23 protein-coding genes and 1 pseudogene are annotated in these 23,688 nt (G+C 69.9%); 11 read left to right on the top strand and 13 right to left on the bottom strand.

Going from position 1 to position 23,688, the window contains the following annotated elements; genetic code table 11:
* Positions 1–12: 12 nt before the first annotated feature.
* The 3 genes from OOK40_RS27795 to OOK40_RS27785 are packed head-to-tail and all read left to right on the top strand — an operon-like array spanning position 13 to position 3,136.
* On the top strand, positions 13–1,941 hold the full coding sequence (locus OOK40_RS27795; protein WP_266487074.1) for a fumarate reductase/succinate dehydrogenase flavoprotein subunit: 1,929 nt from the start codon (positions 13–15) through the stop codon (positions 1,939–1,941).
* The gene (locus OOK40_RS27790; RefSeq protein ID WP_266487072.1) at positions 1,938–2,714 is read left to right on the top strand and encodes a succinate dehydrogenase/fumarate reductase iron-sulfur subunit; all 777 of its coding nucleotides are present in this window, start codon (positions 1,938–1,940) and stop codon (positions 2,712–2,714) included. Before OOK40_RS27795 ends, OOK40_RS27790 begins: the two co-directional genes overlap by 4 nt.
* A gap of 47 nt (positions 2,715–2,761) precedes the next feature.
* A complete protein-coding gene (locus tag OOK40_RS27785) occupies positions 2,762–3,136 on the top strand; it encodes a hypothetical protein (protein ID WP_266487070.1) in 375 nt (124 codons plus the stop codon).
* A 13-nt stretch (positions 3,137–3,149) separates the two neighbouring features.
* Here OOK40_RS27785 and OOK40_RS27780 read toward each other — a convergent pair whose 3' ends face one another.
* From OOK40_RS27780 to OOK40_RS27760, 5 genes are all read right to left on the bottom strand, one after another.
* Positions 3,150–5,711 (bottom strand): SpoIIE family protein phosphatase, encoded by a 2,562-nt coding sequence (locus OOK40_RS27780; protein WP_266487069.1) that lies wholly within the window; start codon positions 5,709–5,711, stop codon positions 3,150–3,152.
* 169 nt (positions 5,712–5,880) lie between these two features.
* The gene (locus tag OOK40_RS27775) at positions 5,881–6,297 is read right to left on the bottom strand and encodes an ATP-binding protein (RefSeq protein WP_266487067.1); all 417 of its coding nucleotides are present in this window, start codon (positions 6,295–6,297) and stop codon (positions 5,881–5,883) included.
* A gap of 133 nt (positions 6,298–6,430) precedes the next feature.
* A complete protein-coding gene (locus OOK40_RS27770) occupies positions 6,431–6,877 on the bottom strand; it encodes a (deoxy)nucleoside triphosphate pyrophosphohydrolase (protein WP_266487065.1) in 447 nt (148 codons plus the stop codon).
* A 35-nt stretch (positions 6,878–6,912) separates the two neighbouring features.
* Entirely contained in the window at positions 6,913–7,092 is a 180-nt protein-coding gene (locus tag OOK40_RS27765; protein ID WP_266487064.1) for an SPOR domain-containing protein, read from the bottom strand.
* Between the two features lie 276 nt (positions 7,093–7,368).
* Positions 7,369–8,121: a GntR family transcriptional regulator gene (locus OOK40_RS27760; RefSeq protein WP_266487062.1), complete on the bottom strand. Its 753-nt coding sequence runs from the start codon at positions 8,119–8,121 to the stop codon at positions 7,369–7,371.
* Positions 8,122–8,304: 183 nt separating this feature from the next.
* Between OOK40_RS27760 and OOK40_RS27755 the strand changes: the two genes are divergently transcribed.
* On the top strand, positions 8,305–9,636 hold the full coding sequence (locus OOK40_RS27755) for a glycoside hydrolase family 18 protein (RefSeq protein WP_266487683.1): 1,332 nt from the start codon (positions 8,305–8,307) through the stop codon (positions 9,634–9,636).
* A 226-nt stretch (positions 9,637–9,862) separates the two neighbouring features.
* Here OOK40_RS27755 and OOK40_RS27750 read toward each other — a convergent pair whose 3' ends face one another.
* Both OOK40_RS27750 and OOK40_RS27745 read right to left on the bottom strand, forming a co-directional pair.
* Positions 9,863–10,498: a DUF4190 domain-containing protein gene (locus tag OOK40_RS27750; protein ID WP_266487061.1), complete on the bottom strand. Its 636-nt coding sequence runs from the start codon at positions 10,496–10,498 to the stop codon at positions 9,863–9,865.
* Positions 10,499–11,218: 720 nt separating this feature from the next.
* Positions 11,219–12,793 (bottom strand): S8 family peptidase, encoded by a 1,575-nt coding sequence (locus OOK40_RS27745; protein ID WP_266487060.1) that lies wholly within the window; start codon positions 12,791–12,793, stop codon positions 11,219–11,221.
* Positions 12,794–12,984: 191 nt separating this feature from the next.
* Here OOK40_RS27745 and OOK40_RS27740 point away from each other — a divergent pair, with 191 nt between their 5' ends.
* Positions 12,985–14,088, top strand: coding sequence for a pyridoxal-phosphate dependent enzyme (locus OOK40_RS27740; protein WP_266487059.1), 1,104 nt, complete (start codon positions 12,985–12,987; stop codon positions 14,086–14,088).
* On the opposite strand, the gene OOK40_RS27735 is transcribed toward OOK40_RS27740, so the two are convergent.
* Positions 14,073–14,558, bottom strand: coding sequence for a cupin domain-containing protein (locus OOK40_RS27735; RefSeq protein WP_266487058.1), 486 nt, complete (start codon positions 14,556–14,558; stop codon positions 14,073–14,075). The genes OOK40_RS27740 and OOK40_RS27735 overlap by 16 nt on opposite strands.
* Before the next feature lie 55 nt (positions 14,559–14,613).
* On the opposite strand from OOK40_RS27735, the gene OOK40_RS27730 reads away from it, so the two are divergent.
* Positions 14,614–15,297 (top strand): hypothetical protein, encoded by a 684-nt coding sequence (locus OOK40_RS27730; RefSeq protein ID WP_266487057.1) that lies wholly within the window; start codon positions 14,614–14,616, stop codon positions 15,295–15,297.
* Between the two features lie 12 nt (positions 15,298–15,309).
* Here the strand turns inward: OOK40_RS27730 and OOK40_RS27725 are convergent, their stop codons facing one another.
* Positions 15,310–16,473: a thiolase family protein gene (locus OOK40_RS27725; protein WP_266487682.1), complete on the bottom strand. Its 1,164-nt coding sequence runs from the start codon at positions 16,471–16,473 to the stop codon at positions 15,310–15,312.
* A gap of 111 nt (positions 16,474–16,584) precedes the next feature.
* Entirely contained in the window at positions 16,585–17,544 is a 960-nt protein-coding gene (locus tag OOK40_RS27720) for a GlxA family transcriptional regulator (protein WP_266487055.1), read from the bottom strand.
* Between the two features lie 118 nt (positions 17,545–17,662).
* Here OOK40_RS27720 and OOK40_RS27715 point away from each other — a divergent pair, with 118 nt between their 5' ends.
* The 4 genes and pseudogenes from OOK40_RS27715 to OOK40_RS27705 all read left to right on the top strand — a co-directional run bounded on the left by OOK40_RS27715 (position 17,663) and on the right by OOK40_RS27705 (position 19,508).
* On the top strand, positions 17,663–17,959 hold the full coding sequence (locus OOK40_RS27715; protein ID WP_266487054.1) for a putative quinol monooxygenase: 297 nt from the start codon (positions 17,663–17,665) through the stop codon (positions 17,957–17,959).
* A 143-nt stretch (positions 17,960–18,102) separates the two neighbouring features.
* A pseudogene (locus tag OOK40_RS35500) lies at positions 18,103–18,489 on the top strand (PaaI family thioesterase); the annotation flags it as partial.
* Between the two features lie 160 nt (positions 18,490–18,649).
* Positions 18,650–18,976 carry a DUF4326 domain-containing protein gene (locus OOK40_RS27710; protein WP_266487053.1) on the top strand — a complete coding sequence of 109 codons (327 nt, stop codon included), beginning with the start codon at positions 18,650–18,652 and terminating at the stop codon, positions 18,974–18,976.
* An 82-nt stretch (positions 18,977–19,058) separates the two neighbouring features.
* Complete coding sequence (locus tag OOK40_RS27705; protein ID WP_266487052.1) at positions 19,059–19,508, top strand: SRPBCC family protein; 450 nt, start codon at positions 19,059–19,061, stop codon at positions 19,506–19,508.
* A gap of 296 nt (positions 19,509–19,804) precedes the next feature.
* On the opposite strand, the gene ychF is transcribed toward OOK40_RS27705, so the two are convergent.
* Positions 19,805–20,893 (bottom strand): redox-regulated ATPase YchF, encoded by a 1,089-nt coding sequence (gene ychF, locus OOK40_RS27700; RefSeq protein WP_266487051.1) that lies wholly within the window; start codon positions 20,891–20,893, stop codon positions 19,805–19,807.
* Positions 20,894–21,248: 355 nt separating this feature from the next.
* Between ychF and OOK40_RS27695 the strand changes: the two genes are divergently transcribed.
* Positions 21,249–21,827, top strand: a complete 579-nt coding sequence (locus tag OOK40_RS27695; protein ID WP_266487049.1) for a DUF6542 domain-containing protein — start codon at positions 21,249–21,251, stop codon at positions 21,825–21,827.
* A 50-nt stretch (positions 21,828–21,877) separates the two neighbouring features.
* On the opposite strand, the gene ppgK is transcribed toward OOK40_RS27695, so the two are convergent.
* Positions 21,878–22,618 (bottom strand): polyphosphate--glucose phosphotransferase, encoded by a 741-nt coding sequence (ppgK, locus tag OOK40_RS27690; protein WP_323136124.1) that lies wholly within the window; start codon positions 22,616–22,618, stop codon positions 21,878–21,880.
* 30 nt (positions 22,619–22,648) lie between these two features.
* Positions 22,649–23,656 carry a 4-hydroxy-3-methylbut-2-enyl diphosphate reductase gene (locus tag OOK40_RS27685; protein WP_266487047.1) on the bottom strand — a complete coding sequence of 336 codons (1,008 nt, stop codon included), beginning with the start codon at positions 23,654–23,656 and terminating at the stop codon, positions 22,649–22,651.
* Positions 23,657–23,688: the final 32 nt, after the last annotated feature.

Here is a 23,688-nt window from a genome sequence, read left to right as displayed (position 1 = left end):
GGGCGTTCTGACATGACGCAACTCGAACGGCAGCAGTGGGACGTCGTGGTGGTGGGCGCGGGCGGCGCGGGCCTGCGCGCCGCCATCGAGGCACGCGAGCGGGGCGCCCGCACGGCGGTGATCTGCAAGTCCCTCTTCGGCAAGGCCCACACCGTGATGGCCGAGGGCGGTATCGCCGCCTCCATGGGCAATGTGAACGCCGGGGACAACTGGCAGGTGCACTTCCGCGACACCATGCGCGGCGGCAAGTTCCTCAACCAGTGGCGGATGGCGGAGCTGCACGCGAGCGAGGCGCCCGACCGGGTGTGGGAGCTGGAGACCTGGGGCGCGCTCTTCGACCGCACGGCCGACGGAAAGATCTCCCAGCGCAACTTCGGCGGGCACGAGTACCCGCGCCTCGCGCACGTCGGCGACCGGACGGGCCTTGAGCTGATCCGTACCCTCCAGCAGAAGATCGTCTCGCTGCAGCAGGAGGACAAGGCCGAATTCGGGGACTACGAAGCCCGGTTGAAGGTCTTCCAGGAGTGCACGGTCACCCGCGTCCTCAAGGACGGCGACCGCGTGAGCGGCACCTTCTGCTACGAGCGGGAGTCCGGGCGCTTCTTCGTCCTCGAGGCCCCTGCGGTGGTGCTCGCCACCGGCGGGATCGGCAAGTCCTTCAAGGTGACGTCGAACTCCTGGGAGTACACCGGCGACGGGCACGCGCTGGCGCTGCTCGCGGGCGCTCCGCTGCTCAACATGGAGTTCGTGCAGTTCCATCCGACCGGGATGGTCTGGCCGCCGTCGGTGAAGGGCATCCTCGTCACCGAGTCGGTGCGCGGCGACGGCGGGGTGCTGCGCAACTCCGAGGGCAAGCGGTTCATGTTCGACTACGTGCCCGACGTCTTCAAGGAGAAGTACGCGCAGTCGGAGGAGGAGGGCGACCGCTGGTACGAGGACCCGGACAACAACCGCCGTCCTCCTGAGCTGCTGCCGCGCGACGAGGTGGCCCGTGCCATCAACTCCGAGGTGAAGGCGGGCCGCGGCTCCCCGCACGGCGGCGTGTTCCTGGATGTCTCCACCCGGATGCCGGCCGAGGTCATCAGGCGCCGACTGCCGTCGATGTACCACCAGTTCAAGGAGCTGGCGGATGTCGACATCACGGCGGAGGCCATGGAGGTCGGGCCGACCTGCCACTACGTGATGGGCGGCATCGCCGTCGAGTCCGACACCGCTGCGGCGGTCGGGGTGCCCGGCCTGTTCGCGGCGGGCGAGGTCGCGGGCGGGATGCACGGCTCCAACCGGCTCGGCGGCAATTCGCTGTCCGACCTGCTGGTCTTCGGCCGGCGGGCGGGGCTCCACGCGGCAGGGTACGCCGAGGGGCTCGGCGTCCGCCCGGCCGTCGACGAGGCCCAGATCGACGCCGCGGCGGCGGAGGCGCTGCGTCCGTTCAGCGCCGAAGGCCCCGACGAGGGCGCACAGCCGGAGAATCCGTACACCCTCCACCAGGAACTCCAGCAGACGATGAACGACCTGGTCGGCATCATCCGGCGCGAGGCGGAGATGGCGCAGGCGCTGGACAAGCTGGCGGATCTGCGCGTACGGGCGCGGCGCGCCGGGGTCGAGGGCCACCGGCAGTTCAACCCCGGCTGGCACCTCTCGCTCGACCTGCGGAACATGCTGCTGGTCAGCGAGTGCATCGCGCGGGCTGCACTGGAGAGAACCGAGAGCCGCGGCGGGCACACCCGCGAGGACTGCCCGGCCATGGAGCGCGAGTGGCGGCGGATCAATCTGCTGTGCCAACTCGTCGACCCCACCGGCGGGCTCGCGGCCACCGATCCGGTGAGCGGCCAGATCGCGCTCGTACACAAGACGACCGAGCCCATCCGTCCCGACCTGCTTGCCCTCTTCGAGAAGGAGGAGCTGGTCAAGTACCTCGCCGAAGAGGAGCTCTACGAGTGAGCAGCTACACAGCGGCCTTCAAGGTCTGGCGGGGCGACCAGGACGGCGGGGGTCTTGAGGACTTCGCCGTCGAGGTGAACGACGGCGAGGTCGTCCTCGACATCATCCACCGCCTCCAGGCCACCCAGGCCTCCGATCTCGCCGTCCGCTGGAACTGCAAGGCGGGCAAGTGCGGTTCGTGCAGCGCGGAGATCAACGGGCGGCCACGGCTGATGTGCATGACGCGCATGTCGGTCTTCTCGCGCGAGGAGACGATCACGGTGACGCCGCTGCGGGCGTTCCCGGTGGTGCGGGACCTGGTGACGGATGTGTCCTTCAACTACGCGAAGGCACGGGAGATCCCCTCCTTCGTGCCGCCGGCGGGGGTGAAGGCCGGTGAGTACCGCATGCAGCAGATGGACGTGGACCGCTCGCAGGAGTTCCGCAAGTGCATCGAGTGCTTCCTGTGCCAGGACACCTGCCATGTGGTGCGCGACCACGAGGAGAACAAGACGGCGTTCGCCGGTCCGCGCTTTCTGATGCGGGTGGCGGAGCTGGACATGCACCCGCTGGACGGGGCGGCCGAGACGGGCCTGGACCGCAAGAAGACTGCCCAGGACGAGCACGGGCTGGGCTACTGCAACATCACGAAGTGCTGTACGGAGGTGTGCCCCGAGGGCATCAAGATCACCGACAACGCGCTGATCCCGCTGAAGGAGCGGGCGGTGGACCGGAAGTACGACCCGCTGGTGTGGCTGGGCAACAAGATCACGCGGCGCGGGGCGGCTGACTAGCCCGTCTCCGGTCGCGGAGGCCCATCGGGCGACATAGCCTCCCAAATGTGACGCGAATAGCCGCCCGGGCGCTCCTGGCCGTGCTGGTGGCGGCGTGGTGGCTGCTGGTGCCCGCCGCTCGCTGCGCGCTCGCCGACCATCCGGTCGGCCTGTCCGGCGAGGGCCGGAGCACCGGGGCCGGGACGTGGACAGCGGATCTGGTGCTGCCCATCGCGCTCGGCGCCGCGGCCGGTGCGATCGCCGTGTACAGCTCCGCCAAGCGCCGGAGACGCACCGCGACGCGCACCACACCCCAGGGCGGCCAGGAGGGCTGGGGCCCGCCTCGGCAGGCACGCGAGAAGCCGCCGGCCGAAGTCGACGCCGAGACCAGCCGGACGCGCTGGTGGCCCTGGCCACGTCGGCGCAGGCGCAGGACCGGATGACGGTGAGGCTCTGTCAGAACATGCTCAGCAGCTGTTCGACCGTGGGCTCCGCCGTCGAGTCTCCGTCGGGCAGGGCGAGTTCGAACCAGACCGTCTTGCCGCGCGGCGTCCGGCGCGAGCCCCAGGCCGCGCTCAGCAGCCCGACCAACTGCAGTCCGCGGCCGCCCTCGTCGGTGTCGCGTGCCCGGCGCCGTCGCGGCTGCACGAGGCCCGCGTCCCACACCTCGCAGACAAGGGTGCGGTCACGCAGCAGCCGCAGCCGTATCTCGTCCTCGCCGTACCGCAGCGCGTTGGTGACCAGTTCGCTCACCAGCAGCTCGACCGTGTCCACGAGCGCCTCGAGGCCCCAGGTGACCAGCTGGGCGCGGGCCAGCTCCCGGGCCCGGCCGACCGAGCGGGGCTCGCGAGGCAGCCGCCAGTCGCCGACGGCGTCGACGGGCAGGCCCTGGATCCGGGCCATCAGCAGCGCGATGTCGTCCTCGCCGTGCCGGGTGTCGAGCGTGTTCAGCACATGGTCACAGACGTCTTCGAGGGGGCGTACCGGATCGGTGAGCGCGGCGCGGAAGGCGCGCAGCCCCTCGTCGAGGGGGTGGTCGCGGGATTCGACGAGCCCGTCGGTGTAGAGGGCGAGGAGCGCGTCCTCAGCGAGCTCGACCTCGACCTCCTCGAAGGGCTCGCCGCCCACGCCGAGCGGCATCCCCGGCGGCACGTCGAGCAGAAGCGCCTCCTCGCCCGGTTCGACGAGGACGGGCGGCAGATGGCCGGCGTTGGCGAAGGTGCAGCGCCGGGTGACCGGGTCGTAGACGGCGTAGACGCAGGTCGCGAGATAGACCTCGGAGAGGTCGGCGTCGCGGGACTTGTGGGCCACGCGCGAGGCCTGCTGGGCGCCGCTGGGGGTGCCGAGCCCGCGGGCGATCTCGTCGAGCGCGGACAGCACCTCGGCCGGCTCCAGGTCGAGCAGCGCCAAGGTCCGTACGGCCGTGCGCAGTTCACCCATGGCGACCGCGGCCCGCAGTCCGCGGCCCATCACGTCGCCCACGACCAGGGCGGTGCGGTGGCCGGGCAGTTCGATGACGTCGAACCAGTCGCCGCCGACCTCGGTGGCCGTGTTGCCCGGGAGATAGCGGCACGCGATGTCCAGGCCCGCGGCCTCGGGGTCGCCGGGCGGCAGGAGGCTGCGCTGGAGGATCAGTGCCCGCTCGTGCTCCCTGCGATAGAGCCGTGCGTTGTCCATACAGACCGCGGCCCGGGCGGCGAGTTCGACGGCGAGCGCCATGTCCCGTTCCCCGAAAGGCTCGCTCCCCTTCGTACGGGAGAACTGCACCAGGCCTACGACGGTGTCGTGCGCGACCATCGGAACGGCGAGGGTGGACTGCACGAGGCTGCCGTCCTCGCCCGGGATCGACTGGACGCGGGCGGCGCGCAGGGCCCTGGCGCAGGGCGAGTTGAAGGCATAGCGGTGGACCGCGCCGACGGCGATGGGGACGCTGCCCTCCGGGCTGCAGCCCGGGGTGGCCAACAGCGGCGCGTCGGACACGGCGCTGGCGAAGGCGACCCGGCGCAACTCGGCGCTCCCGCCGCCGTATCCCTCGGAGTGCGGGGACCCCCATGTGCCGGGAGGAGCCTCGTCCCCGCTCAGGAGTCCTTGGCACAGGTCGACGGAGGCGAGGTCGCAGAAGCCGGGGACGGCAACGTCGAGCAGTTCGCGGGCCGTGGTCTCCAGGTCGAGGGAGTTGCCGATGCGGGCGCTCGCCTCGTTGAGGAGGGCGAGATTGCGGCGGGCGTTCGCGGCCTCGCGGGCGGCGATATGACGGCGCGTGACATCGGTGCCGATCCCGGCGACTCCGATCGGGCGCCCCGATCCGCTGTGCACTCGGTAGAGGTTGATCGACCAGTGCCTGCGGTCCGAACTGCCGGGCGCCGCGCCGACGATCTGGAGGTCGATGGCGGATTCGCCGGTCTCCAGCACCCGGCGCAGCGAGGCGGTCATCCGGTCGGCCTCGGCGCGGGAGAGATAGTCGTGGACGGTGCGTCCGCGGTGATCGTCGGAGGTGCCTCCGAAGACGGTCGCGAAGCGCTGGTTGGTGCGCTGCACGGTGAGATCCGTACCGAACAGGAGGAACCCAAACGGAGATTGGCCGAAAATCGCCTGCGAAGCCGCAAGATCGGTCTCGATCCGGCGCAGTGCGCGGACGTCGACGACGATACAGAGCGCAGCCCTGTCGCCGCTCTCCGTCTCACTCGGCATCACATAGACCTCGGCGATGCCGTGCGCGCCCCCCGCCCCCGGCATCCGGAACGGGACGAGGCCCGTCCACTCCTTGCCGTCGAGTATCTCGGCCACGTGCCGGTGGCCGCGCGGGCGCAGCTCGGCGGGCATGAAGACCTCGACCGGGTCCTTTCCCCTGACCTCGTCCGCGGTGATGCCGAAGAGATCAATCGCACGCCGACTCCACTGGTCGACCAGCCCGTCGGGGCCGATCGAGAAAGAAGCGACCTTGATGTAGTCATAGATCGAGCCAGGCGGGCTGCTCTGCCACATGACAGTGCTCGCCGTCTCAGGTATCTCGCTCACGCGACCGTCCCCTCCAGCTCACCGCACCGGACCGGCCATGACCGCAGTATTCAGCACTACGGGCCAGACCGGCACGGCGTTCACGATCACAGCACGGTCTCGTTCATTTTCGGCCTACTCCCGGCCAGGTCGGAACCGTGCGTGGCGTGATCGTCGTCCCCCCACTCTTCTAACCAGTCAGCGGGAGCTCGAACCACACCGTCTTGCCCGTTCTCCCGCGCCTGGTGCCCCACCTACGAGCGGAACAAGCCACCAGCTGAAGTCCGCGTCCGCCCTCGTCGTCGGGCAGTGCGCTGCGCTCGGTGGGCGGATCCGGAAGGGGATCGGAGACTTCGACCAGCAGCGACGGGGAGGAGTCGCCCGGTTCGGGCCCGACCATGCGGACCCCGATGGGGCCCGATGCGTACCGCAGGGAATTGGTCACCAGCTCGCTGACCAGCAGGACGGTCACATCGCCGACGACCGAATCAAGTTCCCAGGCCCGCAGGGTGTCGCGCACGGCGTGCCGGGCGGCGCGCACGGAGTCGGGCTCCGCAGGGAAGGTCCATTCGACGCACTGACCCTCGGTGTCGATCACGCCGCTCACTTCCCCAGACCGGCAGCAGCCCAACAGACCCACGTCCTATTTCGGGGGGTTAATCAGCACATACCCGATATTTGGTGGGAGGTATCCCGGTCGGTACGGCAAGCGGCGGACCGTGGTACGAACGGCGTAGGCCTCAGTCGCGGGCGCCGTCCCGCTCGCTTCCGCGCGGCTCGCTTCCACTCAGCTCGCCCGCGCGCAGGCGCCGTGCAGCCTCGGCCACGGCGGGCCGGTCCGGGTCGAGCCAGTCGACGGCATCGGTCTCATGGGGGGCGAGCCAGCGCAGCTCGTCATGGTCCTCCAGCGGCCGGGGCTCCCCGGAGAGCAGCCGGGCGGTCCAGACCTGGAGGACATAGCCGGGCTTGAGCGGCCACTCGCCGGGGATCCGCTCCACCGGCTGGGTCTCGACGCCCAGCTCCTCACGCAGCTCGCGCACCAGCGCCTGCTGGGGGCTCTCCCCCGGCTCCAGTTTGCCGCCGGGCAGTTCCCAGCGACCGGCGAGCTCCTCGGGTGCGCTGCGGCGTGCGGCCAGCAGCCGCCCCTTGTCGCACACGGCGCCGGCCACCACAACACGATCCTTCATGCGCCGGAGCGTACTGGGCTCCGGCGGTTACCGGGCTAGTGCGTCGTCTGGCCTATGCGCTCGACCCAGTAGAGCTGCTTGTGTCCGCGGCCGTCGAGGGTGTCCGCGATCTCCTGGGCCTCGTCCCGGGTCGCGTACTGTCCCACGCGGTAGCGATTGCCGTTGTCGTCCTGCCGAATGACGAGCCAGGGGAGCACAGCGGGGCTGTCGTTCATCGCGCCCCTCCCCGGGCCGGCCTGCAGGTCTGTAAGGATCGCCAGGAAACCGCAATACGCATATGCCCGAGCCTACGCCTGACCTTTACTCAGCGGATACGGATTTACACAAAGAGACATGAAAGAGGGCGCACCCGGCTGGATACGCCCCCTGCTGGCCGATTCCGGGCCCTCACTGAGCCCCGGCCATGCCCCGCATCATGCCCCGCGACCGGCATCGTCGGCACCGGCACCGGCATCAGCACCGGACCGGCCGCCGAGCCACGGACCCCTCAGTCACTTCACCGGAAGGTGGTACGCGATCCGGTAGCGGTCCGCCGGGACGACGAGGTCCGCCGTCTCGACCGCACGCCCCGACGCGTAGTACGTCCGCTCGACGACCATCACCACATGGCCCGGTACGCCGCCGAGTGCCAGGAGCTCCTCCGCAAGCCCCGGCCGGGCGCCGACCTCCTCGGCCACGTTGTCCACGACGACATCGATGGCGGCCATGCGCTCGACGACTCCGCAGCCGCCGAGCGGGCCCTCCTCGGGCAGCATCACCGGTGTGCGGCCGGTGACTTCGAGCGGCTCCCAGGAGGTGGAGAGCATCATCGCCTCGCCCGCGTCGCGGAACACATAGCGTGTACGCATCACCCGGTCGCCGAGCGGGATGCCGAGGCGGGCGGCGATCTCCGGGCTCGCACCCTCCTGTTCGCTGCTGGACTCCCAGGTGCCCCGGATCCCCTCCTCGGCCTGTTCCTGACGAAAGGGGTTGGCTCCGGACGGCGGGCGGTAGCCGGAGCGGGCGATCCGGCGAGGGACCGGCCGTTCGCGGACATAGGTGCCGGAGCCCGAGCGGCCCTCGACCAGCCCCTCCGCCATCAGGACCTTGCGCGCCTCCAGGGCGACGGTGTCCGAGACTCCGTACTCCTCGCGGATACGGGCCTGCGAGGGAAGCCGGGTGTGCGGCGGCAGCGAGCCGTTGACGATCTTCTGGCGAAGGTCGCTCGCAACGCGCAGATAGGCGGGCTGCTCACCGAATGTCACTGGCCACTCCCAACGGGTTGACAGACAGCAACAGCCTGGCAACCGTCAGTTGATGCCGCAAGCATGGGCCAAAGTTTCACTCGAAGTGATGAGTTGGGTTTAGGCGGGCGCTTGCCGCAGGCGTGAACGTCAATTCTGCGCCCACCCTTGACCTCAATGGTCCAGACCAATACGTTCCTGACCATGCGTCGAAACTGCCGAAGATCCCTTGCCAGGGCGGCCGTTGCCGCCTGCTCCCTCTCCCTGCTCGCCGCCCTCGCGCCCAGCGCCTGGGCCCACGGGAACCACCACGAGCCGTACAAGCGCGTCGGCTACTTCACCCAATGGGGCGTCTATGGCCGGGACTTCCAGGTCAAGGACATGGACACCAGCGGCCAGGCCGCCAAGCTCACCCACATCAACTACGCCTTCGGCAATGTGAGTTCCAACGGCACATGCTTCACCGGCAACGTCCCCGGCGAGGCGGACGCCTGGGCCGACTACGCCCGCCCGCTGGACGCCGCCCACTCGGTGGACGGTGTCGCCGACAGCGCGGAGCAGCCGCTCGCGGGCAACTTCAACCAGCTGCGCGAGCTCAAGGCCAAGCATCCCGGCCTCAAAGTGCTGATCTCGTTGGGCGGCTGGAGCTGGTCCACCCACTTCTCCGACGCGGCCCGCACTCCCGCCTCCCGCAAGGCGTTCGTCTCCTCCTGCATCGACCTCTACATCAAGGGCAATCTGCCCGTCGATGGAGCACGCGGCGGAGCCGGCGCCGCGGCCGGGCTCTTCGACGGCGTCGACCTCGACTGGGAGTGGCCCGGCTCGGCGGGCGATACGGACACCGTCTACCGGCCGGAGGACAAGCAGAACTTCACGGCCCTCGTGCACGAATTCCGTACCCAGCTCGACGCGTACGCGACCTCGCGGCGCGGCAAGCGCAAGCACTACGAGCTGTCCGCCTTCGTGCCGACCGCGCCCGCCAAGATCGACGCCGGGTTCGAAGTACGCAAGATCATGTGCGACCTGGACTTCGTGAACCTCCAGGGTTACGACTTCCATGTCTCGGGCGAGAAGACGACCGCTCAGCAGTCCGCGCTGTACGCACGCGGCGACTTCAGCGTCGACCAGACCGTCCGCGAGTGGCTGCGCCGGGGCGCGCCCGCCCGCAAGCTGGTGATGGGCATGCCCTTCTACGGTCAGGGCTGGACGGGGGTGACCGGCGGCGGCGACGGCCTCGGCCAGCCGGCGACGGCGCCCGCGCCGGCGACCTGGGCGGCGGGCTACGAGGACTACAAGGCTCTCAAGAAGCTCGCCGAATCGGGCACGTACACCCTCCACCGGGACCGGCGGAACGGGCACGCGTGGCTCTTCGACGGCACCACCCTGTGGACGTACGACGATCCGCAGGTGCTGCGCGCCAAGACCTCGTACATCCGTGAACGGGGCCTGGGCGGGGCGATGTTCTGGTCGCTGGACGGAGACACCGCGGACGGCGAGCTGATGACCGCCGTCGACCGCGGGCTCTCACGCCGCTAGGCCGTGTTTTAGAACTAGCGCCGTCCGCCCGCAGGGCGGGGCTCACGGCGGCTGGTGCGTGCAATCGCAAGGCGGAGGATCGTCCTCGTACTGGACGTACTTGGATGACTCCGACAACGCAGCGAGTGTGCGTGCCAGGCGTCGCGGGCCAGGCGGGAGTTCTAAAACACGGCCTAGTCCGGACGAGTCCGGTGCCTGGGCGGCCGTCGGCGGCTCAGGCGCCGGACTACTGCGCCGACGGCGTGCTCGCGGACCCGGCCCGCAGCGAGCCGGTGAGCTTACCGTCGACCGCGGCGTAGGAGCAGGTCACCGTGTGGTCGCCCAGGCGCCAGCTCTGCTTGCTCGGCATGTAGTAGTACATCGACGCGTTGTCGGGCACGGCCGAAGGGTCCGACACGTAGGCATCGTTCAGCTCGGTACAGCGCTTCTCGGCGATCGGCTCGACCGCGTCCTCCCCGGGCCAGGCCCCGGACTGCTCCAGCCTGAACGAGCCGGTCACCTCGCCGTCGTGCGGCTTGGCGCAGTCGACGACCCTGACGCTCGCGGTCTCCTGCTCCAGCTCGGTGCCGGGGACGTTGAAGCAGTCCCCCTTGCGCAGATCGAGCGTGCTGCGGGACCGGGCGGCCTCGTTGACGCCGTCCTTGAAACCGTCGAGGGCGTCGCTGATCCCCCCGGTGAGGAGACCTGCCAGCACCAGCGCGGTACTGATCCCGGAGAGGATGCTGCCCGCGATGGCCATGCCCTTGCCGCGGTGGCCGTTCCGCTTGATCTGGGAGAGGGCGATCAGGCCCAAGATCAGGCCGAGCGGAGGTATGCAGCACACGATCCCGACGACGAGGGATGTGATGGCGAGCCCGTTCACGGGGGGATTCGGGGGTCTGGCGGGGGCGTAGGGGGGCGGGGGGTACATGGCCACGGGTGGGGCTCCTCATCCGGGTCTCACGGTGTGGTGCGAATGGGCGCGGATCTTATGCGACGGGCGCGGGTCGGGGGGCGGGGGGTTGGGGTGCGCACGGGTGGGCCGCTGCGCGGGGCCTGTTCCCCACCCCGCCCCTTCCCGAACTGGGGGCTGCGCCCCCAGACCCCGGGCTCCAGCGGCTCCGCCGCGGAGACGAGACCCCGGTCCGGGGCGCCCTGGACCCCAGGGGAGGGCGACGTGGGTGCTGACGCCCCCACACCCCTGGTGCTCCGGCGGCTTCGCCGCGGAGCGAAAGACGGGGGCCCGCACCCCTTCGGTGGCTTCGCGCCGCCGCTGGGCGCTGGTGGCTGCTCCCCGGTGGGTGGTCTCGCGGGCGAACCCCCGCACACCGCAGCCCGTCCGGCGGGGAGGGGCGGTGCAGGGTCGTCCCCACAGGCGATTGGCGGCCAACACCGGGTGACCAATCCAACGGCCCGTTTGCCGCCGACGCCGAGGAGTCGAGCCCGGAGGCGACCCGGAACCCGCACCCCGCGGCCGCCCGCGCAACGAACCCCAAGGCCCGCACCCCGCACCCCAAGGCCCGGGCCACGGACCCCCGCGCCAACCCCCGCAACGCGAAAGGGGCGGTCGCCCTCGCGGCCGCCCCTCCCGGCTATCCGGTGATCAGAACTGCAGCGCCCACACGTCGATCTTGCCGACGTCGTACGCCGCGTTGTCGCTCACCCGCAGCTTCCACGTACCGTTCGCGACCTCCGACGACGCGTTCACCGTGTACGTCGTGATCACGTTGTCCGAGCTGCCGCCCGCACCGTACGCCTTGAGGTTGTAGACCGAACCGTCCGGCGCGATCAGGTCGATGCGCAGGTCGCCGATGTACGTGTGCTTGATGTCCACCGGCACGCTCAGGCTCGCCGGCGCGTTGCCGGTGACTCCGCTGACCGTGACCGGCGACTCCACCGTGGAGAAGTCGCTGATCGTGTAGTCCGCGGTGTTCTCGAACTTCGGCCCCGGCGGCTGCGTCGAGCCGCCGCCCACGTACAGCAGGCGGTTCGGCGAGCCCGTGCCCGGGTTGCCCACAACTCCGGTCGTCGCGGCCGTGGTCAGCGCCGAGGAGACCTGCGCCGGGGTCGCCGTCTTGTTCGCCGCGAGGTACAGCGCGGCCGCGCCGGTGACGTGCGGGGTCGCCATCGACGTGCCGGAGATCGTGTTCGTCGCCGTGTCGCTGGAGTTCCAGGCCGACGTGATCGACGAGCCCGGAGCGAAGATGTCCAGGATGCTGCCGTAGTTGGAGAAGCTGGAGCGCGCGTCCGAGCTGGTCGTGGAGCCGACCGTGATGGCCTCGGCCACGCGCGCGGGCGAGTAGTTGGACGCGTTGGCACCGTCGTTGCCCGCGGCGACCGCGTACGTGATGCCGGAGGCGATGGAGTTGCGTACCGCCGTGTCGAGCGCGGGGTCGACCCCGCCGCCGAGGCTCATGTTGGCGACGGCCGGCTTGACGGCGTTCTGCGTCACCCAGTCGATGCCCGCGACGACCTGCTCGGTCGTGCCCGAGCCGGAGTTGTCGAGCACTCGGACGCCGACGATCTTGGCCTTCTTGGCCACGCCGTAGGTCGAGCCGGCGACGGTCCCGGCCACATGAGTGCCGTGGCCGTGGCCGTCCTGCGCGGTGTTGTCGTTGTCGATGGCGTCATAGCCGTACGACGCCCGGCCGCCGAAGTTGCTGTGGGTGATCCGTACACCGGTGTCGATGATGTACGCGGTCACCCCCTCGCCCGCGGTGTCCGGGTAGGTGTAGCTCTGGTTGAGGGGAAGGGCCTTCTGGTCGATCCGGTCCAGGCCCCAGGAAGGCGGGTTCGGCTGTGTGCCGGTCGCCTTGAAGACGCGGTTCTGCACGACGGAGGCGACGGCCGGGTCGGCGGCGAACTTCTTGGCCTGCGCCTCGGAGAGCTGGACGGAGTACCCGTTCAGCGCCGCTTCGTACGTCTTCCTGATCTTCGCGCCGTACTCCGCCGCGAGCGCCTTGCCGGCCTTGGAGCCGGCGTCGGGCGCCGATTCGTCGAGCGTGACGATGTAGCTGCCCGCGATCACTCCGGGCGCGCCGGCGTTCTGGATGACGCCTACGGGAGCCGACTCGGCCGCGGTGGCCGTGAGGGCTGATGCCACGCCCAACGAGAGCGCGGCGGCGGCTATGACGCCGCCCGTGGCGAGTCTTCGACGCGAATTACGCATCACAGACATGTGAGGGGTCCTCCTCATTGGTGGTGCGCTACTGTGGGGGAAATCGACAGGTGCATGACAAGGTGTGACGACTGAATTTCCCCTGCCCTTGTCTCGCCTGCCGAGCCAAAGGTTGACCGATCCATAGGAATCACACAAGGGTCCGGGACGGTGCGTAACACTGCGCCACACAACTGCCATGCTGGCGACCCATGAGCTCGTACATCTGCCCCGGCTGCGGCACCCGCTCCCCCGTCGAGACGGCCAACTGGCGCTGCCCGAACTGCCACAGCCCCTGGGACCTCGACTTCACCTCATCGGCGATCAGCCTCAAGTCCCTGCCCACCAGGGTGAATTCACTGTGGCGCTACGAGGAGGCACTGCCGCTCGCCGCACCGGCCGTTTCGCTCGGCGAGGGCCGCACCCCGCTGGTCGCACTCACCGACGCGGTCTCCGCCAAGCTCGACTTCCTGATGCCCACGCTCTCCTTCAAGGACCGGGGCGCGGTGATGCTGGCCGAGCTGGCCCGCCGTCTCGCACCCCGCCGGGTCATCGCCGACAGCAGCGGCAACGCGGGCACCGCGATCGCCGCGTACTGCGCACGCGCCGGTCTGGACTGCACGGTGTACGTCCCCGAGGACACCTCCGCCAAGAAGGTCGAGCAGATCCGGGCGCACGGCGCGCACCTCGAACTCGTCCCCGGTGACCGCGAGTCCACGGCGGAGGCGGCCCGCGCGGCAGCGGATGAACCCGGCACCTTCTACGCGAGCCACGTCTACAACCCGTACTTCCTGCACGGCACGAAGACGTACGTCTACGAGCTGTGGGAGGACCTCGGCGGCACGCTCCCGGACGCGATCGTCGTCCCCGTCGGCAACGGCACACTGCTGCTGGGCGCCGACCTCGCCATCGGCGAACTCCACGCACACGGCCTGATCACCGAGCGTCCCGCCCTCATCGCCGTCCAGGCCGAGGCCGTCTCCCCCCTGGCCGCCGCCTTCCAGGCCGGAGCCGACACGCTGCTCGACGAGCCCGCGCCGCTCGCGCCGACGCTCGCCGAAGGCATCGCGATCCCCCGCCCGCCGCGGGCGAGGCAGATCCTGCGGGCCGTCCGCGCGTCCGGCGGCACGTTCCTCACGGTCACGGAGGACCAGATCCGGGCTGCGCAGCTGGACCTCGCCGCCCGCGGACTGTTCGTCGAGTCCACGGGCGTCGCGTGCTGGGCGGCCGCGGGCGCCTGGAGCGAGGGCACGGCCGTCGTCCCTCTCTGCGGCGCGGGCCTGAAGACGGGACTCGCGCCTCAGTCGGTCCAGTAGGTGTCGTGCTTGATGAAGAACTCCGCCTGCCGCTCGGGCGACCACTCGGTCGCGACCTCGGCGACCTTCTCGAAGTACTCCTCGCGCGGAGCGCCCGGCGTGAAGAGCAGCAGCATCGAGGCGAGCGCGTCGGAGTCGTTGCGGAAGGCGTGCAGTCCGCCCTGGGGCACGTAGAGGAAGTCGCCCGCGGTGGCGTCGATCCAGCTCTCGCCGTTGTAGAGCCGTACCGTCCCCTCAATGATGAAGAACGACTCCGAGATCGACTTGTGGAAGTGCGTCTTCGGGCCGCCCGCCCGGGGCGCCATGTCCATCCGGTAGAGCCCGAACTCCCCGCCCGTGGAGGCGGCGGTGGCCAGGTAGTGCGTCGTGCTCCCGGTGCGCGAGCGCAGATCCGGTTCGGTGGCGACGGGCCGGAACTGCGCACTGATCTCGCCCTTGCCCTCGGTGTATTTCGGGTCGGGGTACGACATGTCCCTCTCCTCCTCCTCAAGCCCCCGCCTGGGGACCGGATCAGCTTAGGGAGCCATGGGGTTGGATGAGGGCGTGAGTGTTCTCGATGTCGCCCGACAGCTGCCCGCCGTCCCCGTCCTGCGTGACCTGTGCCGCTCGATCGCCATGCTGGACGCGATCCTCAGCCCCGAGTGGGAGGACCGGTTCTACTCCTTCAACGCGCAATGGTCCTCGTCCGAGGAGATGGCCTCGATGCGGAACGGCTCGGGCGACGAGTACGCCATCGTCTTCTCGCCCGCCGGCGCGTTCGTCCGGGGCTTCGCCCATGAGTCCCAGATGAGCCCGTACGCCTCCGACGGACCATGGCCCGGAGTGCTGGACGATGTCCCGGAGGTCTTCCGCGCCTGCGTCCAGGAACCCGCGTTCACCGACGAGGACGGAATGCCCGTCGCGACGGCCTGCCTGTGGCGCGAGCCCGCCGACGACGTCTGGCGGACGGGGACGATCGACTTCCCGGAGGACTACGAATATGGGGACGGCGCCGGGGAGTTGTTCGCGATACTGACGGCCGGGACCCCTTCGGCCTACCAGGAGTTCGCCGAGGACTACTACGGGGTGCCGGTCGACCTGGCTGCCGTACGCCATGTGTACGCGCTGCGCCCGCTGACCCCCGAGGTGGTCGCGGCACTCAATCCCCAACTCACGACGGCCGAACCCGGCAAGGACATCGTCTCGATCGGCTACCCGCGGCAGTCCTGACGAGCGCGCCTGTCAAAGCCGTTCGATGATGGTCGCGTTGGCCATTCCTCCGGCCTCGCACATCGTCTGCAGTCCGTACCGCCCGCCCCGGTCCTCCAGGTTGTGCAGCAGCGTCGTCATGACGCGCGCCCCACTGCCGCCGAGCGGATGCCCGATCGCGATCGCGCCGCCGCGCACATTCAGCCTGTCCGCCGCCACACCGGTCTCCCGCTGCCAGGCCAGCACGACCGAGGCGAAGGCCTCGTTCACCTCGAACACGTCGATGTCACCGATCCCCAGCCCGGCCCTGGCAAGCACCTTCCCGGTCGCCGGCATGATCGCCGTCAGCATCAGCAGCGGATCGTCACCGACCACGGCGAAGGAGTGGAAGCGGGCCCGCGGGCGCAGCCCCAGCCGCTCCGCCACATCCGCGCCCATGATCAGCAGCGCCGCCGCACCGTCGTTGACGGGTGAGCTGTTGCCCGCGGTGATCTGCCAGCCGATCTCGGGGAACCGCCGCTCCATGGCCGGGTCGTAGTACGCCGGCTTGAGCCCGCCCAGCACCTGGGCCGAGGTTTCCGGCCGTACGGACTCGTCCCGCTGCCCGGTCCAGGCGACCTCGCGGTCGAACTCCCCGCGCTCCCACGCGCCCGCGGCCCTGCGGTGCGACTGAAGCGCGAAGGCGTCCAGTTCCTCCCGGGAGATCTTCCAGCGGGCAGCGATCAGTTCCGCGCTGATCCCCTGCCCGACCAGACCTCCGGGATACCTCTCGCTCAGCCTCGGCCCGAAGGGGTCGCTGCCGGGGAGCAGGTTGGACGCCATCGGCACCCGGGACATCGACTCCACGCCGCACGCGATCGCGATGTCGTACGCCCCGCTGATCACCCCCTGCGCCGCGATGTGCGCGGCCTGCTGGGACGAACCGCACTGCCGGTCCACGGTCACGCCCGGCACGCTCTCGGGGAACCCGGCGGCCAGCACGGCATTGCGGGTGATGTTGAACGACTGGTCCCCGACCTGTGTGACGCAGCCGCCGATGACGTCGTCGACGAGTGCGGGATCGATCCCGGCCCGCTCCATCAGCGCCACGAGACTGCGGGCCAGCAGGTCCACGGGGAGCTCGTCGTGCAGCGCCCCTCCCGCCTTGCCCTTGCCGACCGGCGTACGAACCGCCTCGACGATCACCGCGTCCCGCACCACGACAGCCTCCCCAAGCGCTACGAGTTTGAAATTCAAACCCTGCTGACCCCAAGCCTGCTCCGGCAGAGGTCGGTTGTCAATTCCAACCGAGGAGGCCCGGTGCGGGCATCAGCGGCCGCGCAGGGCGCCCGCCGTACTGCCCGTGCGCTCGCGCAGCAGGATCCGCAGCGTGTTCGCGTGCTCGTAGCCGACCTTGCCGGCGATGGACTCCAGGGAGAGGTCGGTGGTCCGCAGCAGGTGCGAGGCCTGCTCGACGCGCAGGTCCTGGACGAATCGCACGGGAGAGGTGCCCAGTACGCGGCGCACGGTCCGCTGAAGAGTGCGCTCACTGACGCCGAGCGAGCGCGCCGCGTCGACGACGCTGACCGGCTCGTCCAGATGCTGCCTGGCCCAGCGCTCGAAGGCGGCGACAAGCGGATCACTCTGGGCCAGCGCGCTCGGAATGGTGTACGCGGACTGCGAGGGGCGCTTGTCGACGACAAGGTAGCGGGCGACGAGGTCGGCCAGGGCCGGACTGCTCATCCGTACGATCGCCAGCGCCAGGTCGACGTGCCCGAAGGCCGCTCCCGCCGTCGTCACCCCGTCCGACGTGGTCACCATCCTGGTCTCGTCGATCGTCACAGCCGGGTAGCGCTGACGGAAGACCGGCGCCAGCCACCAGCTCGTCGTCGCCTTCCGGCCGTCGAGCACGCCCGACTCGGCCAGCAGGAAGGTTCCCGTACAGGCCGAGGCGAGGGGGGTGCCGCGCTCACGGGTCTCGGCGACCAGGTCCCGTAGCGCCGCCGACGCGGGGCCGGAGACATGCGCGAGCAGGTCGTCCGGCCGCCGCTCGGCGAGCGCCGGCACCAGGAGGAGGTCGGCGCGCTTGGCCTCGACGGCGGGTTGGGTGGTGACGATGTGCCCCGCGCCGGTGCGCACACGGCGGCGGAAACCGATGGTCGTGACCTGCCAGGCGGGCGGCGGGTGGGGAATCTCGCCGCGCATGGCGTTCGCACCTGCGAGCACGTCGAGGATCGCCGAGAGTCCGGAGTCGAAGACGCCGTCGTACACCAGCACCGATACATCCATGACGGAAACCGTATCCGATGCGTCGCTTACGACACTGGGAAGGCGGGAGTGACCGACCTACGTTTGATGGTGTCCCCGACGACGAGGACACCGAAGCCGACCTACGGAGTGACTCACGATGAACATCGGCCTGCTGGCCCGCATCGAGGCCAAGCCCGAGTACGCCGACAAGGTGGAGGCGCTGCTGCGGGACGCGCTCCAGCTCGCCCGCGAGGAGGAGCACACGGTCACCTGGTTCGCCTTCCGGGAGAGCGCCACGACCTTCGGCGTCTTCGACACCTTCGAGAACGAGGAGGGACGGAACGGTCATTTGCAGGGCCGGATCGCGGCGGCACTGATGGAGGCGGCGGGGACGATGCTGAGTTCCGCCCCCGACATCCGTCCTGTGGACCTGCTCGCGGTCAAGCTTCCCTGAACAGCCCGTACACCCGGTCCGGAGGGCCACCATCCGCCTGTCCGCCGTGCGTCGGCGCCGGGGCGAGACCGCCCCGGCGCCAAACACGTTCCATCCCCCGAGACCCCCCGAGACCCCCCGAGATTCCCTGAGGAGACGTCATCATGACGCGGCTCACGAGCAGGCCCGCCACGGGCGACACCAGCGCGACTCGCTCGCGCACCCACACCTGGGAGCCGCCGAGGAACCTCGCGGAGGCCGGCAACCGCTCCGGCCTGGAGCTCCTCCGTCTCATCCTGGACGGCGAGGTCCCGCAGGCCCCGTTCAGCAGCACAGCGGGATTCCGGCTCGTGGAGGCCACCGAGGGCCGCGCGGTCTTCGAGGGCGAGCCCGGACATCATCTGCTGAACCCGATGGGCACCGTTCACGGCGGTTTCCTTGCCACACTGCTCGACTCGGCGCTCGGCAGCGCGGTGATGGCAACCCTCCCGGCGGGGCGCGGCTACTCCACCATCCAGCTGGGAGTGAACCTGGTCCGCCCGGTGTACGCGGACACCCAGCCGCTGCGCTGCGAAGGCACCGTCATCCACACCGGCCGCACGACCGCGACGGGTGACCGGCAGAGACGACGGCAAGCTGTACGCCCACGGCACGACGACCTGCGCGGTCTTCGCGTTGCACGGCGGCGCCTGAGGCCGGAGGATCCAGCCCATGGACCGGACGACAGTCGTCAACCTCAAGGGCCACCGGAACGACCCCGAGTACGCGGACGTGGTCTACGTGGGCCGCGCGATGCACCGCGGCGGCTGGCACCTCGACGCCTCTCCCCTGGCCAGCCCCTTCCGCCCGGGCCCGGACGGCACCCGCGAGGAGGTCGTCGAGAAGTACCGCGCGTATCTGCTCTCGCACCCCGACCTGCTGGCCCGGCTCCCCGCCCTGCGCGGCCACCGCCTGGGCTGCTGGTGCGTCCCGGAACGCTGCCACGCGGAGGTGCTGGCGGAACTGGCCGATGCGACGGAGCCGGGCGGCTGTCACTGACTGAGCGGGGCCCGGGTTCGCGTTCTGGTGCGGGGGTCACCGGGGTGGGATATTTAGGGCAGAAGCTCACACAGGAGGCGAAATGTCCACCATCAAGGAGAGCGTAGACATCGCCCGCCCACCCGAGGATGTCTACTCCTACGTGACTGACCCCTCCCACCTCACCGAGTGGCAGGAAAGCGCCGTATCCGTCCAGCCACTCGGCGACGCCCCGATGGGCGTGGGGTCCCGGATGGTCGTGACCCGGCGCCTCGGGCGCCGGACGTTCCCGATGACCATGGAGGTGACCGAGTTCGACCCTCCCCGAAGCTGGCACATGCACGGTGTTGACGGGCCCGTCAGGGGCGACGTCCACGGCACGATCGAGCCCCTCGGCGACGGCGACCGGTCACGCCTCACACTCGACCTCGACTTCGAGGCCCACGGGATGGGCAGGCTGCTGGTGCCGCTGGTCGTGCGTCCGCAGGCACGGAAGGAGGTGCCGAAGAACGAGCAGACGCTCAAGGGCCTGCTCGAAAGCGGAGCCGCGTAGGGCCTCAGTGGCCTCCACGGACCCACGGACATGACAAAGGGGGCGGGGCGCCACGGCCCCGCCCCCTTCGCGCCGCATCCCAACAGAACGCAGCCTCACGCGGCACCCGCACCGGCGTCCGCCGAGTCGGGATCGATCAGCTCGCGCTCCGACAAGTAGGCCCAAAAAGTGACACCTCGTCAGAATTCCCAGCACCATCCCAGCCCGGGAAACAGCAAGGGGCCCACTCCCGGAGGAGCAGACCCCTTCTGACCTGCACGTTTGCCACGTCAGCAACGTGGTGTTGTTTCATCCGCTCAGACGTTGAAGCGGAACTCCACCACGTCGCCGTCCTGCATCACGTAGTCCTTGCCTTCCATCCGCGCCTTGCCCTTCGCGCGGGCCTCCGCCACCGAGCCCGTCTCCACCAAGTCGGCGAAGGAGATCACCTCGGCCTTGATGAAGCCCTTCTGGAAGTCGGTGTGGATCACACCGGCCGCCTCGGGAGCCGTCGCGCCCTTCTTGATCGTCCAGGCGCGGGTCTCCTTCGGGCCCGCCGTCAGATACGTCTGGAGGCCCAGGGTGTCGAAGCCGACACGGCCCAGCGTCGCCAGGCCCGGCTCTTCCTGGCCCATCGACTGGAGCAGTTCCAGCGCCTCGTCGTCATCGAGCTCGATCAGCTCGGACTCGATCTTGGCGTTCAGGAAGATCGCCTCGGCCGGGGCGACCAGTGCGCGCTGCTCGTTCTTGAAGTCCTCGTCGACCAGCTCGTCCTCGTCGACGTTGAAGACGTAGAGGAAGGGCTTGGTGGTCAGCAGGTGCAGCTCGTGCAGCAGGCGGCCCCTCTCCGTGCCGGCGGTGATGCCCGCGGCGAAGAGCGTGGTGCCGGCCTCGAGGATCTTCTGCGCCTCCTCGACCGCGGCCAGGACCGCAACCTTGTCCTTCTGGAGGCGGGACTCCTTCGTCAGGCGCGGCAGCGCCTTCTCGACCGACTGGAGGTCCGCCAGGATCAGCTCGGTGTTGATCGTCTCGATGTCGTCCTTGGGCGAGACCTTGCCGTCGACGTGGACGACGTTCTCGTCCTTGAAGGCGCGGATGACCTGGCAGATCGCGTCGGACTCACGGATGTTCGCGAGGAACTTGTTGCCCAGGCCCTCGCCCTCGCTCGCGCCGCGCACGATGCCTGCGATGTCGACGAAGTCCACCGTCGCCGGGAGGATCCGCTGGGAGCCGAAGATCTCGGCCAGCGTGGCGAGGCGGGCGTCCGGGACGCCGACGACGCCGACGTTCGGCTCGATCGTGGCGAACGGGTAGTTGGCCGCCAGCACGTCGTTCTTGGTCAGGGCGTTGAACAGGGTCGACTTGCCGACATTCGGCAGGCCGACGATTCCGATCGAGAGCGACACGTTGGCGACTTCCTGGAGTGAGGACTGGCTGTTGGCCTAGGGAGTGTCCGCACAGTATCGCCGTCCGCCCCAAGGGCGGGGACCGCGGCGTCCGGTGCGTGCGATCGCAAGGCGCCGGTGCGCCCTCGTAGCGGAGCTACTTGGGCGTATCGGCAACGCAGCGAGCGTGCGTGCGGCGTCGCGGTCCAGGCGAGACTTTGCGGACACGACCGACCCGGAGGTGGGCCGATCCCCCAGTTTACGGGCGGGTGGGGCCGGGCAGCGACGGTGGCCGGGAGTCGAACTCAACGCCAAGGTCACCCAAAGGGCGTGTCTCATGCCTGATTCCTCCCTGGATGCGACCTACGTTGTTCGGGTGGAGCAGCACAGGACAAGTCACCCTCGGGGCCGACAGCGACCGCAGCCCCCTCTTTCCCCCCAGAGCCCCCTCGCCCCGCAGGGCGCGCTGGCCGATGGCCCCGCCGTGTACCGGGTCGCCGCCCGGCCCGCGCGGACCGCGCCCCCCGTCGTGCTCGCCCTGCGCAGACTGCCCAATCCCCGGCTGACCGGCATCGGCGGCGGGCTCTTCGGGGCCGCGGTGATGTTTGTGCTCGGCTGCCTGGACGAGCTGCTGTTCGGCGGCGCCGCGGTGGTGTACGGGCTGCTGTTCCTGCCGGTCAGCGCGCTGACCGCGCTGTGGGTGCGGGACGCCGACCTGGTCACCGCGCCGATCAGCGTCCCGATCGCCTTCGCGGTCGGGGTCGTGCCGATCTCCGGCGGGACCGGGGGCATCGGCGGGCAGACGATGGCGGTGATCACCTCGCTCGCCGTGCACGCCGGATGGCTGTACGGCGGGACGCTGGTCGCCGGCCTCATCACGTGCGTACGGAAGGTACGGATGATGAGCCGCCGCCGGCGCAACAACCGCCCCGGGGGCCCGCCCCGCCGCCGCTGATTTACACCTTGGCCGGCGGAGGGCGGCCCGTGCAGCCCCGGGCTCCGCCGCTACCCTCCGGCCGCCGCCATCGCCGCGCCCACGATGCCCGCGTTGTTCTGCAGTTCCGCCGGGACGATCTCCGCCCTGATCCCCTTGATCAGCGGCACGAACTTGTCCGCCTTGCGGCTCACCCCGCCGCCGATGATGAACAGCTCCGGCGAGAACAGCATCTCCACATGCTCCAGATACTTCTGCACCCGGTGCGCCCAGTGGTGCCAGCTCAGGCCCTCGTCGTCCTTGGCCTTCGTCGACGCGTGCTTCTCCGCGTCGTGGCCGTGCAGCTCCAGGTGGCCCAGCTCGGTGTTGGGGACCAGCCGGCCGTCGATGAAGACCGCGCTGCCGATGCCCGTACCGAACGTCAGCAGCATCACCGTGCCCTTGCGGCCGCGTCCCGCGCCGAAGGTCATCTCCGCGATGCCCGCCGCGTCGGCGTCATTGAGGATCGTCACCGGAAGGCCGCCGAGTCGGTCGCCCAGCAGCTTGGCGGCGTCGACGTCGACCCAGCCCTTGTCGACGTTGGCCGCGGTGCGGGTGACTCCGCTCGTGACGACGCCGGGGAAAGTGATGCCGACCGGGCCCGACCAGCCGAATTGGCTCACCACCTCGGCGACGCCGCCCGCCACCGCGTCGGGTGTCGACGGGTGTGGGGTCAGAACTTTGTGGCGCTCCTGCGCCAGGTTGCCGCGCTCAAGGTCCACAGGTGCGCCCTTGATGCCGGATCCGCCGATGTCCACTCCGAACACGTTCATGGACACAACGTTACGGGCAGCCGCTGACAGTCACTCCCCGGACGCCTGCCCGGACGGCCGGCCCGACAGTTCCGCCGCCTCCGCGCGCAGGTCCCTGCGCAGCTCCTTCGGCAGCGAGAAGGTGATCGACTCCTCCGCCGCCTTGACGATCTCTACATCCTCGAAGCCGCGCTGCGACAGCCACTCCAGGACTCCCTCGACCAGCACCTCGGGCACCGAGGCACCGGAGGTGAGGCCGACCGTGGAGACGCCCTCCAGCCAGGCCTCGTCGATCTCGTCGGCGAAGTCCACCAGATGGGCGGCGCGCGCGCCCGCGCCCAGCGCCACCTCGACCAGCCGGACGGAGTTCGAGGAGTTCTTGGAGCCGACCACGATGACCAGGTCCGCCTCCGCGCCCATCTGCTTGACGGCGATCTGGCGGTTCTGCGTGGCGTAGCAGATGTCGTCGCTCGGCGGCGAGATCAGCTGCGGGAACTTCGTCTTGAGGGCGTCCACCGTCTCCATCGTCTCGTCGACCGAGAGCGTGGTCTGGGAGAGCCAGACGACCTTCGACTCGTCCCGTACGGAGACGTTCGCGACGTCCTCGGGGCCGTCCACGAGCGTGATGTGCTCGGGCGCCTCGCCGGAGGTGCCGATGACTTCCTCGTGGCCGTCGTGGCCGATCAGCAGGATGTCGTAGTCCTCGTTGGCGAAGCGGACGGCTTCCTTGTGGACCTTGGTCACCAGCGGGCAGGTCGCGTCGATGGTCGCGAGCCCGCGCTGCGCCGCCTCGTCGTGGACGACCGGCGCCACACCGTGCGCGGAGAACATGACGATCGACCCCTCGGGGACCTCCGCCGTCTCCTCGACGAAGATCGCGCCCTTCTTCTCCAGGGTCTGTACGACGTACTTGTTGTGGACGATCTCGTGGCGGACGTAGATCGGCGACCCGTACTGCTCAAGGGCCTTCTCGACGGCGATCACGGCACGGTCCACGCCCGCGCAGTAGCCACGGGGAGCGGCGAGCAGGACGCGTCGGGCGGGAGTCGTAGCAGTCATGCCCACCATCGTAAGGCCGCGTCGACGAGGCA

It is taken from the genome of Streptomyces sp. NBC_01481, assembly GCF_026339995.1.
Lineage (GTDB): Bacteria > Actinomycetota > Actinomycetes > Streptomycetales > Streptomycetaceae > Streptomyces.
This window is presented reverse-complemented; position numbering and strand designations above follow the sequence as displayed.